We start from the raw sequence: 12,417 nt of genomic DNA, 5'->3' as shown, positions 1-12,417 counted from the left end.
GATGACTTCAATACAAGACGATTATAGCACGAGGGCACGGGATCGCTCAGATCCCTGCGTACCACTCGTAGCCGCGGTCTTCCCAGAAACCGCCATTGCCGCCCCACAACCCGGCAAAGCTGTCGACGATCTCGATGCGCATGATGTATTTGGCCTGCTTGTAGCCGAGTTGCCGTTCGACCCGCAGCCGGAGAGGCGCGCCATGACCGACAGACAGATCCTTCCCGTTCATCTGATAGGCCAGGATGGTCTGCGGATGAAACGCGTCGATGAGGTCGATACTCTCATAGTAGCGGCCACTTCCATCAAGTGTCTTCTCCAGCTCGTCGGCACAGTGAATGACCGCAAATCGGGCGGTCGGCTTCAGTCCCGCCGAGCTCAGGACAGCCCCAAGCGGTACTCCCGTCCATTTCCCGATCGCGCTCCACCCCTCGACGCAATCATGGCGGGTGATCTGGGTGCGAGCCGGAAGCCTCTTGAGATCAATGAGGGAGAGTTCCTGAGGCCGATCGACAAGTCCGTCGATCTTCAATCGCCAGTTTGCGAATTTGCCTTCGACGAGTTCGGCATAGTCCTCGCTGTCAGGCGCGCTCGTGCCGTTCACCCGGAAAGAGGGAGAAATATCCGTCTCGGCAAATTCGCGGGCGAGAGCATCGCGCCCCTGCAGCAGCCTTTGCGCCTTCATCGTCAGATTTTCGGCCGAGCGGATAACGCTTGCCACGCCGGCGTTCTGTTGCAGTATGTCGCAGCCTGTGAGCGTGAGTGCCGAGGCGCCGAGCGTGCTGCCGATAAGAAAGCGCCTGCGGGTCAGGAAGTCGCGTGTCATGAATGTGGACCTTTTTCTCTGATGGCATAGCGACCCGTGATCATCGAGCGCATGTTGTTCCAGGTTCCCGACAGCACGACCATCGCCACATGGACGAGCACGAAGAGGACGAGAAGCGTTGCGGTCATGAAGTGGATCGTGCGAGCCGACTGGCGCCCGCCGAAAATATCCACCAGGGCCGGCACGATCGCATCAAAGCCGGGAGACATTGTCAGGCCGGTCAGCAACATCGTCGGCAGCAGAATGACGATCACTGCAAGGTAAGTGAGCTTTTGGAGCGCATTGTAGCGCTTCGCTTCTTGCCCTCGCGGGAAGCGCAGACGTGCGTGGTCGAGGATTTCGCGCCACAGATGACGCGGGGAAAGATCCCTGCGCGCCGGTGCGAGGTCACGCCGAAAATGGCCGCTCAGGATGCCGAAGCCGAGATAGAAAATGCCGTTGACGAGAAATACCCAGGCGAAGAAGAAGTGCCAGCGGCGGCCGGTTGCGAGATCCTGAAACGATGGAATGGTCGCCCAGGCCGGAAATGCCCGCGGCGTCGGGCTCCCCTCGAAGGTCGAGACGCCCAGAACACCTGATGTCGGCACCTCGACGCCGGCGATCCGGACGAAACCACTGATATCGTCGCCCTGTCCGCTCGAGCCGATCGTCAGGACAGCTGGATCCCCGTCTGCACCATAGTGGCCCCAGTAAAGTTCGGGATGAGCGTTGAAAATCTGCAATCCGCTCAAGAGCAGGACGCTCAGGCAGATGACGTTCAGCCAATGCGTCAGCCGCGTGACCAGGGAATGACGATGGATCATCAGGATCCGGGGATATCGCATATTGTCGTTGTCGGGACTGTCGCTCACGGATGCGGCCTTCCGGTCAGATTGATTTGTTGGGTCTATTGCAATGCTGGATGCCGCCGGTCGGCCAATGGGGGCGGAAGCCGACCGGCGGCGACGTGGCTCACATGGGAGGCACCACGCCATTCTTGCCGACGATAACGCGATGCGCGACTGTGCCGCTCGAAGCCTTCTCGGCCGATATGAAGACCACCGCCCCTGCAACCAGGTCGTCCTTGGTTGCAGGGGCGATCGTCACCACCGGCGTGCCGTCCGGAATGGAAATCTTCTTTTCCTTGCCGTGGTAGGACACGGTAACGGTCCGTCCGTCGACATCCTTGACTGCATCGGCGACGGTGGCATTGGTCATGCTGCTGTTCGGCTTGAGGTCCCATCCAAAGCTTCCCTCGCCGGCTCCCTTGAGCGCGGGCGGAAAGATCAGAACTTCAAGAGCGCCATCTCCACCCTGATCCTTCGGCAGGGAGGCGATGCCTACGTAGTCTCCGGGCTGGATGTCGGTGACCTTTGCGTTGGCGACGCTGGCAACCTGCCAGCCGTCGGCGAGAGCGACATCGACGGTTTCTCCCTCGCGCGTCTTCACTTTCAAGTTAGAACCTGCAAAGTCGACGACACTGCCCCGTATGTGGAGTTCGGCCTTCTTCTCTTCGGCCTGGGCAGCGGCTGGCGAAAGAAGCGTTAGCGGAATGCCGGCCAAGCCGGCGACCATGATGACTGGAAGAAGTCTGCGCAACATGTGAGATTCCTTACCTACTAGTTGGTAGTTTCGACGGTGCTATTTTGCCAGATATTTCCGTCGACGCACCGCCCCGCCGACAGGAATGAGATCATCGCGGCCGCAGCCGTTGAAGACTAGGCTCGAGAATGAGTTCAAAGACAGCGGGCGTCCCATAGGCTCGTGCCGATAGCATTGCTCCATGGACAGTGGCCATGAAAGCCTCCGCCTCTATGCGCGCCGGGCACGAGATTACCAGGGATCCTTGCTGGTCACCGCGCTCGATGACCGATGTCAGCCATCCGGAGAGATGCTGAAAATAGGCCCGCACTTCGATCGCCACCTCCAAAGGAAGGGCGGGCAGCTCGCTTGCAAGAAGCGCGCAGACACAAAATGGACGGCTCGCATCCTCGATACATTGCGCCCAAAAACCGGCATAGGTCTTCAGCAACTCGAGCGGATCGCTGAACCTGCTTTCAACCTCGGCCAAACCAGTCTCGGCCCTTGCGCGATAGCGGGCGACAAGCGTGCGCACCAGATCGACCTTGCTTGGAAAATGATGATGGATGCTGGCTTTGCGGATTCCGACAACGACAGCGATGTCGGCATAACTGAACCCGTTATAGCCGCCCGATACGATCAGCTTTTCTGCACTGTCCAGGATTTCGTCATAGGTGGTCGAAAGATTGCTCATAAATAATTTCTACCTTCCAGTAGGTAGATAATCAACCCCACTTCCCCTTTTATTTTTGGAAAATATCCCGAACATGATGAATGGCGGGGTAGAGGGACGCAACGAGCATGACAGAAGCCGTAACGTTGAATAACCTCAACCTGCGCCCGATCGACAACCATCCCCTGAGAACTGTGCCGGTCCAGGCCCAGATCACGTTGGATAGGAGACCGATCACTCCGTAGGCAGCAGCAATTATCATTGCCGAACCGATCGAACGATCCGGATCAAACAGGGTTATCGCCGACACCCCGGTTGCCCAGACCTTGGGATTGATCACCTGAAAGGCCGCGGCACCGACAAACGATAGGGGCCTTGCCCCCGCGGCGCTGTTTCTCGCCGCCTGCGCAGTTGCGATCCTGTATGCAAGCCACAGAAGATAGAGGACTGACGCGATTTCAAATAGTCCAACCAGAAACGGAGCGCGTCCAGAAGCGTTATAAGACCCAGGCCCATCACGAGGACTATTCCCGAAACTCCTCCCGAAATTCCGAGGAGATGCGGCAGCGAGCGTTTAAGTCCAAAATTTGCCCCTGATGTCATGACCATAATGTTGTTGGGGCCGGGTGTGATGGTCGCCGCAAAAACGAATAGAAACAGCGGTAAAAGAATCTCAATGGTCATATTTTCTTCCCGGCGGCAGGATGCCTGCTGTGGCCACATCGATCATGGAAGCAAGCGCGGCTGACCCGGTGAACTCCCGTAACCCTGGCTGCGCTGGAGCGCGTCAGATGGGAAGGGCACTGCGGGTCTTTGACGGAGACAGCCGATCAACGATTGGTTTCGCAGATGTGTCGCACTCGCCGAAGATCTTTGCCCGAAAGATCTTTCCGCGGCGCAAAAGTGCCTCGGTGAAGGTCAGGGTCCTTCGTTCGCTGCGTTGCGACCGTCCGGTTGCGAGAGGCTGACGCCAGGCTGGATAAGAATCTTCCCGCCCTCCGTCGTTGTGGCTATGATTCCGTCGCTATAGATCTTGACGGAAGCAATCGTACCTTTGACCGTGCCATCCGCGCTCTCGATATATTTGCCGATATAGCCTTCGGCCTGAGCGAGGCTGGAACCTGCCAGCAGGGCATCCAGCTTCTGATTCGTCTGGATCGTCTGTTCGACCTGCGAGAAGCTGGCGAGCTGGGCCAGTTGTTCACTGGCATCCACGGGGTCGGTCGGATCCTGATTCTTCAACTGCGCGATGAGGAGCTGCAGGAAGTCGTCATAATTCACCATCGCCTTCTGCTGCGCCGTGGTCGGGTTGCCCACCGTGGAGGAGCCGAGGCCCGTGAGAGAACTTGTCGTCATAATCGATCTCGGTTGTTTGGGTCAGTTGAAGCCGTGCGATACCGACATTAGTTACCTACTAGTCGGTAGTTTCAGAGATGGGTCTTCGGCGTGAAGATATGCATTCGGAAGCATATCAATGTCTACCTTCTAGTAGGTTTGATGTCAATGTTGAAAGATGGGGACTTCTGCCCAGGGCAAGTTCTGCCTTCTCATGGCCGCCACGTGCCGCCCTCACATTAGCGCCCAAAGGCTGTCGCTTGGCCGACCGCCGTCGGTGACGGAGATCATCCAGCCGGAGGCTCGAAAGATGGATATGGTTCGTCGAGAACTCGCCGACGTTTCTGGGCGCGCAGCCGCAATTCGGGACCTGGGTTCGTCGTATCCGACAGGCACGACCTATCGGACACAAGAAGACAGCACAGGACACGAGCTAAAGGTCGGCGCGCGATATCGGCCAGATTGCCTCAGTGCTTGGTGACGCCCCCGGAAGCTCTGGCGGGCTTCGCCGGCGGAGGTGTCGTAGAAACACTCTGGGCATCGCTCTTGGTCTTCCCAACGCTTTTAGCCTTCGCTGTGCTTTTCGGCTTCGCAGGAGTGCCAGCAGTGGTGGCCTTTTTTGGGCGAGACTTCTTGGCGGGCTGACGGTTAGCCTCGCCGCTCGCCGCGATTTCCTGAAACGCCCGGAGCCAATGCTTCAGATCTTCGCCGTGCGGCCGACCTTCCCGTTCCCAGATCTCGTAGGCGCGCTGTCTGATACGATCCTCATTCGATGCCATCTGACCCTCCCGTCAAGCTGTTGCCAGGAGCAATCAGATGGCGCGCCGCGCTCCAACGGCAATGGCTACGCGCGCATTTCCCCGCCTCCTCCGGTGCACTGTTGGCAGCGACGCTGAAGGTTGCGACCTACGCTGCGTCGAGTGCCAGGGTGAGGTCGGCAATGAGGTCGTCTGGATGTTCGATGCCGATCGACAGTCTGATCGTTGCATCGAGAACACCAATGCGCTGGCGTACCTCGGCCGGTACGCCAGAATGGGTCATGGTTGCCGGATGCGAGGCCAGGGATTCCGTTCCGCCGAGGCTGACGGCAAGCTTGAAGATTTTCAACGCGTTGAGAAACCGGAACGAGGCCGGCTGGCCGCCCTGGATATCGAATGAGAATGTCGAACCGGCGCCGCTGCACTGGGCAGCGAATGTCCTGCCGACAGCAGAGCCGGGATCGCTGTAAGGCAAGTAATGGATCGTCTCGACCTTGGGGTGCTGCCTCAGGAAATCCGCCACTGCCTTCGCATTGCTGTCGGCCCGCTCCATGCGGATCTGCAGCGTTTCGAGCGAGCGCCCGAGCATCCAGCATGAATGCGGATCGAGCTGCGTGCCGATGGCACCGCGAAGCGCCTTCACCTGCTTGATCAACGCCCGGCTGCCGAGTGCTGCTCCGGCGATCAGATCCGAATGGCCGCCGACATATTTGGTCAGGGAATAGAGGGAAATGTCTGCGCCATGCTCTATCGGGCGCTGGAAGACCGGGCCGAGCAGCGTGTTATCGCAGGCGACGATAGGTGTATGGCCCTGCTTCTGACCAATCACATCTGCAACCCGTCGGATCATCGCGACGTCGACAAGACTATTGGTCGGGTTTGCCGGCGTCTCGATGAGGATAATCGAAACGCGGCCCTTGGCCATTGCCTGCTCGGCCGCAGCCTTTACCGAGGCCTCGCTGACGCCGTCTGCAAAGCCGACGGCGGCAACGCCAAGATTGAGGAAGGTCTTCGCAAGCAATGTTTCCGTCCCGCCATAAAGCGGTTGCGAGTGGAGGATCGCATCTCCCGGACGAACGAAGGCGAGCAGTACCGTCGCGATGGCCGACATTCCCGATGAAAACACCGCGCCGCTCTCGGCTCGCTCGTAGACCGCCAGACGATCTTCCACGATCTCGCTGTTGGGATGATTGAAGCGCGAATAGACGAGACCTGCACCCTTGCCTTCCGGCGGCTCTTTCCGGCCAGAGACATAGTCGAAGAAATCGCGACCGTCTTCGGCGGAGTTGAAAACGAAGGTGGACGTCAGGAAGACGGGCGGCTTGACCGCACCTTCGGAGAGTTCCGGATCATAGCCATAGTTGAGCATCTGGGTTTCCGGATGCAGAGGATGATTGCCGATATGGGTTCTTGGAGGATGCGGTGCAGTCATGGAACGTCTCCCTCAATTAGCGGCTTTCCGGCATCAACAACGTGCCTGCGCCTTTCTAATATCTGGAGCGCTGCAGCAACAGAGAAACACCCCTCACGACCAGCTCGGCAAATTTGCCATTCACCTTCCGATCTCTTCAACGTGGCACCAGACCGCCAGAAGCGGGGTGGTGGTGCAACGCATGGCAAAGGACTGGCCCGCTTCAGCGGCAAAGACGCCGCCTATTCCGGTCGAAAACCAGCTCTCCCCGGCGATCGAAAGCTCGCAGGGAGAAAGCAGCAGGAAGGCCCTTGAAAACCGCTGCACGTGATCCGGAAAACGGCTATAGGGTTCCATGTAGGTCAGGCCGACCCGGATATCCGCCCGGTCTTCCAGGCCGCCCGGGCCAACAATCACGCTATGCGCGTGGGCTCTTTCAAAATTCAGGCTGGCAAATGGTCCGCTTCTGCCTCTGATCCAAACGAGCGCTTCCGCAAGACGCCAAACACTTTGCGCCACTTCGGCGTAGATGTCTCGAGCAGCGATTGCATTTTGAAGAGCCGCTTCGAGGCCTGAAGGAATTCCCGTATCCGGGGGCCGCTTGTCGCGTAGCGTTCCCGTGCGTTCCAGCTTTTGAAAGACTTTTCCCGCGACAAAACTCGCCATCGTCGAGGCCGAAGGATGCAGCATCGCGCGGGCCAGCAGGTTCAGGAAATTCTCGAGCTCCACCGGCCGTTCGGCAGCACCTCGCTCGCGCAGCCTGTGTTTCACCGGCTCTTTCTCGTCGGTGATGAGTAGATCTGCGTCTCGTTTGATGGTCCTGCCCATAACGTTCTCCGTGGAGGACCTTCCCTACAGTGCCCCACCCAGATCCGGCAAGGACTCTGATCAATCTGCCTCAGCCAAAATTGACGATCACGAAGAAGGAGGTCCGCGCTCTTGTGGATGGCGACACATCAGGCCTTTATACTGGCGAAATGGCGCCATCGCGGCGCGCATTGAGCAATCCTTGTTATGCACGACTTCATCCAGTCGGTTCGGCTGCGCGACCTTGGACCGGTCGTCGGAGCTGCTCGTTGCAACCCCTTCTCGCAAACCAACTCCAGGACTCTTTCTTCCACGCCTTATCCTGCGAGGAAAGCACCCGGCCCTATTGCACGCGAAAGCGGACAAGCGAAGCTTTTCCCGGATTTACAGTTCCTAGCCAATATTTTTACTGTCCTGGCCTAGGTCAGAGTTATTCAACCGAATGATTCCGATAAAGAAAAGCTATTTTCAACAAAACGTTACTGGTGCCGCAGCGTCGATCACAGAAATTATTATATTACTTTCGGTTGCATTTTGGCGCAAACCTCGCAATGATCGCCGTTGACCGGAGGTTCCAGCCATGAAGGCCAAGTCGCCCACATCGATCGATACCTATGTCGGCAGCAGGGTGCGGGCACGCCGCAAGTTGCTCAGGCTGTCGCAGGTCGGGCTTGCGGAACGAATCGGCGTCACCTTCCAGCAGATCCAGAAATACGAAAAAGGCATAAACCGCATTGGCGCGAGCCGATTGCAAACGATCGCCGAGACATTGGGCGTGCCCGTTCAATTCTTCTTCGAAAATGACACCGAGCCAACCACCTATAACCTTGTCAGCAACGGCAAGGATGATCTGAATGCGTTCTTGACGTCGAAGGATGCCCAAGCCCTCAACCGAGCCTTCATGGCGATAGAGAGCCCGGCTATCCGGCAGAAGCTCGTTGCCCTTGCCAAGAGCCTGGCCAGGAGCACACAGCCTGACAGCGACGACATCATCCATCCCGAAACCGGCGCCTGAGGGCTCTTGTGGTTCACCTCCAGACCTTTGGCGAGTTGCGACTGACGGACAGCTTGGGCACACCGATCCGCTATCCGGTCAAGGCCCTGGTGATGCTTGCCTATCTGCATTGCTCACCGGACCAGCAGCGCAGCCGACAAGAGCTTGCGCGGTTCTTGTGGAACGAGACGGGAGATCATCTTGCAGATCTCAATTTGCGGAAGCTGATATCGCGCATTCGCGACACGACGACATCCGACGAACAGATCCTGAATTTCGGGCCGCCTTTCGTCACCCTGAACAAGAATGTCCTATCGGTTGATCTCGACATATTGCGCCAGGAAGAACAGCCGGTTGCGCAGTTGGCGGCCGTCAGCGATCTCGTGCAACGTGGCTTCATTCCCGGTCTGAACGCGTCAACCAGAGCAATCGATGGGTGGATCGAGCGCGAACGGCAACTCCATCTGCTCACCCTGCGGGATATCTTCGTCAAGGCCGCGGATCATATCCGCGATGACGAGGAACGTCGCCTTCTGCGCCGCTCGGGACTTCAACTTCTTGAAGCCTTTCCCGGTGACGAGCAGATCCGCTCGGTCCTTCGCGGTACGGCGGACGATCATTCGCAATACCGGCCACAGGCGGCGCGCGCCGTGGCAATGGCAAGCAGCCGCATCGCCGAGCAACAAGACGCCGGAATTCCGCAAATCATAACCGCAGCATCAACACCGCGGCTTGTGCTGCTGCCTCCGGGTGCAACGGCGCTGTCGCGGGAGGCGTCAATTGCTGACGCCCTCATCGAGGATGTCACGATCGAGCTCTGCGCCCTGCGCAACATATCCGTCGTCGCACCCCATACGGCCGAGCAGATTCGTCGCGACTCCGACAAGGCCACGATCGTTCAGCGGCACTCGATTTCCTACCTCCTGGATACGCGGCTTTCCGGAGAGGGCCTGTATGCGCAACTCATCTATTTTCCAACCGACGAGATCTTGTGGGCGGCCCGATTTGACATGGCGGTGGAAACGCTGCCGGCACAGAGGCGCTCGATTGCCCAGAGACTTGCCGACGCCGTCTCCGGACAATTGAAACGAAATGAAAGCATTCGCCTTCGCAACGAGGCTGATCCGCAGGCCTATCATTCCTATCTCGTAGGCGCAGGCCTGCTCACCAAGCTCAGCCTGCCGGACATCCGCCGTGCCCGAAAATCCTTCAAGCGCGCACTGCATTTTTCTCCAGACTATGCCCCTGCTTTCACAGGCCTGGCGCGGACATTCACCAGCGAGTGGCTGGTGACCGCGCAAGGCGATCCCGCCCTGCTGCAGCTTGCGGAAGATCAGGCGCTTCGTGCGATAGAGAGGGATCTGGAATCGGCAGCCGGGCATCGGGAACTGGGTGTTGCGAAGCTCTACCGGGGAGCGGTCGATGACAGCGTTGCAGCACTTGACCTCGCCGAAAGCCTCAGCCCGCATTATGCCGATGTGATCTATAGCCATGCGGACACACTGGTCCATGCATCGCGGCCGCAAGATGCGCTGGAGAAAATCAAGAAAGCCATCTCGCTCAATCCGATCGCACCCGACGCCTACCTCTGGTGCGCGGCCGGGGCGAGCTACTTCCTTGAACGCTACGAAGACGCGCTCGGCTTTGTCGATCGGATGAAGGACAAGGCACCAGCCTATCGCATTGCGGCGGCCAGCTGCGCGATGATCGGCGATCGAAAACGGGCGCAGTTTTATCGGCAACGCGCCGAGCTCCTCAATCCCGCTTTCGAGGTCGAGAAATGGCTCGCCTTGGTGCCTTTCAAGGAGCGGTGGCAAAAAGAGCTTTACCGGGACGGTCTTTTCAAGGCCGGATTTTCAAAAACCTAAGGGAGAAATACTATGGCAAAAGTTGTTGTATTGGGCGTAACAGGCGAAAAGGGACTCTGGCTCGTGGATATCGCCGCGGGCACCGTAACACCGGTGCAGGTGCCTGCCAGCGGTGATCTGGCGGCAGCCGTCAAGCAGCGCGATGCCGGCGGCGTCTTCATCAAGAATGTCGATTTCGCAGTTGCCGTCTCCTCGGCTGATACGGTCTTCTCCGGCCACGTGGACGGCTAAGGCGCGCGACGCTGACCGGTCAATCCGACCTTTATTCCGATCGAACGATTGCGCCGCGGGACACGTTGTCCCGCGTCGCGCCCTATTTGGAGGCGATGGGCATCACGCGCCTGTCACGACAGACCGATCTCGATTGTGTCGGTCTTCCGGTCTGGTGCGCCTATACGCCAAACTCCCGCTCCATTGTCATCGCTCAAGGCAAAGGACTTGAGGATATCGACGCCAAGGTCTCGGCGGCAATGGAAGCCCTGGAGCGCGCTGTGGCGGGTGAGCCTATCACCACCACTACGGTTTCATCGGCGCGTGACCTGCGACGCCAAGGCGATCGCGTCGAACCGCTCGATTGCCTGATCGCAAGCGGAGAGCAGACCGTGGCCGAGGACGAGGTGCTGACCTGGAGCCTGGCGACCGAATTGCTTCACGATCGACCGATCCATGTTCCACAGGATGCCGCCCTCCTCGATCGGACGCGACCGAACCGTTTCTGGATGTCGTCGGACGGGCTTGCCTCGGGCAATACGCTGGAAGAGGCAATGTTTCATGGCATCCTGGAGCGCATCGAGCGCGATGCCCACGTCCTGTGGCAGATCGTCAGCGATCACCAGCGCGACGCATCCTGCGTCGATCCGAGAAGTTTTGCCGATGTCGTGCTCTCAGACCTGATCGACAGGATCGAGGCCGCGGGGCTCATCTTGAAACTCTTCGATATCACGAGCGATATTGGTATCCCCTGCTTTACCGCGCTCGTCGCTCCATCAACAATCAACGGCAAAATACCGCTCCGGTTCGTCGAGGTTACAGGCGGAAGCGGCGCTCATCCCTGGGGCGTGCGAGCGGCAATCCGCGCTGTAACGGAAGCGCTTCAGTCGAGACTGACCTATATCAGCGGCGCCCGCGACGATGTCTGGCCCGAACTGTTCACGACACCGCTTCCGATACAGACCCGCAGTGCCTTTCTTGCCGTCCCCGCTTCGGTCTCTGCGGCCGCCACCGCAAGACCAGCCGGGACCGTGTCGGATCTGTTGCAGGAATTGCTGGAGAGACTTCGCGCCGGCGGGATCGGCTCGGTAATCGCACTCCCCCTGACGCCAGCGAACCTTCCATTTTCGGTGGTGAAGATATTCATACCCGATCTTGAAAACCCGGCAGGCAACAGGCTTCATCGTTTCGGCCAGCGGGCCCTTGCAAGGGCTATGCGCGCGTGAAAGTCGTCTTCGTTGGCCCGAGCCTGCCTGACGCGGCCAAGCACGCCGGCACGGATATCGCTCTCCGCCCGCCGGCTGTGCAGGGAGATGTGCTAAGGGCGGTGGAAGATGGCGCCAACATCATTGGCTTGGTAGACGGCGGCTTTGAGAATACCGCCCCGGTTTGGCATAAGGAAATTCTCTTCGCCCTTTCCCTTAATGTCACGGTCCTCGGCGCCGCCAGCATGGGGGCGCTGCGCGCAGCCGAATGCCGGGCGTTTGGAATGATCGGCATTGGCCGGATTTACAACGACTATGTCAGCGGAGCCGTCGTCGATGATGCCGATGTCGCGCTTCTACACGAGCCGATAGAATTGGGCAGCAGAGCGCTGACCGTGCCGATGGTCAATGTGAGAAGCACTTTGGACGAGATGGAAAGGCTGCGGCTCTTCGATAACGCCTTTCGCCTGGCTCTCGAACAGGCAGCTCTAAACCTCTTCTTCAAAAAGAGAACCTGGGCTCTCATCGTTCGCGCATGTGCGGTAATACCGGCATCGCAAAAGCAGTATTGGCTCGACATGCTGAGGATGCACGCGATCGACCAGAAACGGATCGACGCCCTCGCTCTTCTCGAAGCTGTTCGCGACCGGGATGATCAGCGCGTGTCGACAAATCGCGACTGGGAATTCAGAAGAACCACGCTTTGGTCAGAACAACTGACCCGCTTAAAGGCTTGAGCGCCAATACACCCACAACGTGTTTCACGCGTT

General features: G+C 58.7%; 14 protein-coding genes. 5 read left to right on the top strand and 9 right to left on the bottom strand.

The genetic code is table 11. The features are described 5' to 3' along the window. Window positions 1-46: 46 nt before the first annotated feature. From FHX06_RS12655 to FHX06_RS12615, 9 genes are all read right to left on the bottom strand, one after another. A complete protein-coding gene (locus FHX06_RS12655) occupies window positions 47-826 on the bottom strand; it encodes a molybdopterin-binding protein (RefSeq protein ID WP_183879508.1) in 780 nt (259 codons plus the stop codon). Next, the gene (locus tag FHX06_RS12650; RefSeq protein WP_183879926.1) at window positions 823-1,650 is read right to left on the bottom strand and encodes a cytochrome b/b6 domain-containing protein; all 828 of its coding nucleotides are present in this window, start codon (window positions 1,648-1,650) and stop codon (window positions 823-825) included. The genes FHX06_RS12655 and FHX06_RS12650 overlap by 4 nt, the downstream gene beginning before the upstream one ends. 127 nt (window positions 1,651-1,777) lie before the next feature. Continuing rightward, window positions 1,778-2,380, bottom strand: coding sequence for a hypothetical protein (locus tag FHX06_RS12645; RefSeq protein ID WP_409564404.1), 603 nt, complete (start codon window positions 2,378-2,380; stop codon window positions 1,778-1,780). A 118-nt stretch (window positions 2,381-2,498) separates the two neighbouring features. Then, window positions 2,499-3,080, bottom strand: a complete 582-nt coding sequence (locus FHX06_RS12640; protein WP_113213099.1) for a TetR/AcrR family transcriptional regulator — start codon at window positions 3,078-3,080, stop codon at window positions 2,499-2,501. 315 nt (window positions 3,081-3,395) lie between these two features. Further along, window positions 3,396-3,743, bottom strand: coding sequence for a LysE family translocator (locus FHX06_RS12635; RefSeq protein ID WP_183879506.1), 348 nt, complete (start codon window positions 3,741-3,743; stop codon window positions 3,396-3,398). A gap of 234 nt (window positions 3,744-3,977) precedes the next feature. Beyond that, window positions 3,978-4,415 (bottom strand): flagellar hook assembly protein FlgD, encoded by a 438-nt coding sequence (gene flgD / locus FHX06_RS12630; protein ID WP_183879504.1) that lies wholly within the window; start codon window positions 4,413-4,415, stop codon window positions 3,978-3,980. A 446-nt stretch (window positions 4,416-4,861) separates the two neighbouring features. Continuing rightward, window positions 4,862-5,173, bottom strand: coding sequence for a DUF2934 domain-containing protein (locus FHX06_RS12625; protein WP_113115711.1), 312 nt, complete (start codon window positions 5,171-5,173; stop codon window positions 4,862-4,864). 127 nt (window positions 5,174-5,300) lie between these two features. Beyond that, window positions 5,301-6,584 carry a cystathionine gamma-synthase family protein gene (locus tag FHX06_RS12620; protein WP_113145099.1) on the bottom strand — a complete coding sequence of 428 codons (1,284 nt, stop codon included), beginning with the start codon at window positions 6,582-6,584 and terminating at the stop codon, window positions 5,301-5,303. A 120-nt stretch (window positions 6,585-6,704) separates the two neighbouring features. Further along, window positions 6,705-7,391 (bottom strand): dimethylsulfonioproprionate lyase family protein, encoded by a 687-nt coding sequence (locus FHX06_RS12615; protein WP_183879502.1) that lies wholly within the window; start codon window positions 7,389-7,391, stop codon window positions 6,705-6,707. 559 nt (window positions 7,392-7,950) lie between these two features. Here FHX06_RS12615 and FHX06_RS12610 point away from each other — a divergent pair. From FHX06_RS12610 to FHX06_RS12590, 5 genes are read left to right on the top strand one after another with little or no spacing between them, the layout of a single operon-like run. Beyond that, complete coding sequence (locus FHX06_RS12610) at window positions 7,951-8,385, top strand: helix-turn-helix domain-containing protein (protein ID WP_112546370.1); 435 nt, start codon at window positions 7,951-7,953, stop codon at window positions 8,383-8,385. 8 nt (window positions 8,386-8,393) lie between these two features. After that, window positions 8,394-10,232, top strand: coding sequence for a peptide antibiotic resistance protein (locus FHX06_RS12605; protein ID WP_183879500.1), 1,839 nt, complete (start codon window positions 8,394-8,396; stop codon window positions 10,230-10,232). Window positions 10,233-10,244: 12 nt separating this feature from the next. Next, window positions 10,245-10,463, top strand: a complete 219-nt coding sequence (locus FHX06_RS12600; RefSeq protein ID WP_183879498.1) for a hypothetical protein — start codon at window positions 10,245-10,247, stop codon at window positions 10,461-10,463. A 47-nt stretch (window positions 10,464-10,510) separates the two neighbouring features. Beyond that, the gene (locus FHX06_RS12595) at window positions 10,511-11,668 is read left to right on the top strand and encodes a YcaO-like family protein (protein ID WP_183879924.1); all 1,158 of its coding nucleotides are present in this window, start codon (window positions 10,511-10,513) and stop codon (window positions 11,666-11,668) included. Next, the gene (locus tag FHX06_RS12590) at window positions 11,665-12,384 is read left to right on the top strand and encodes a TfuA-like protein (protein ID WP_183879496.1); all 720 of its coding nucleotides are present in this window, start codon (window positions 11,665-11,667) and stop codon (window positions 12,382-12,384) included. The genes FHX06_RS12595 and FHX06_RS12590 overlap by 4 nt, the downstream gene beginning before the upstream one ends. Window positions 12,385-12,417: the final 33 nt, after the last annotated feature.

Origin of the sequence: Rhizobium sp. BK512, from assembly GCF_014194915.1 — a bacterium.
In the GTDB taxonomy this organism is placed as follows: domain Bacteria; phylum Pseudomonadota; class Alphaproteobacteria; order Rhizobiales; family Rhizobiaceae; genus Rhizobium.
The sequence above is the reverse complement of the archived record's forward strand: the minus strand, read 5'-3'. Positions and strand labels throughout refer to the sequence as shown.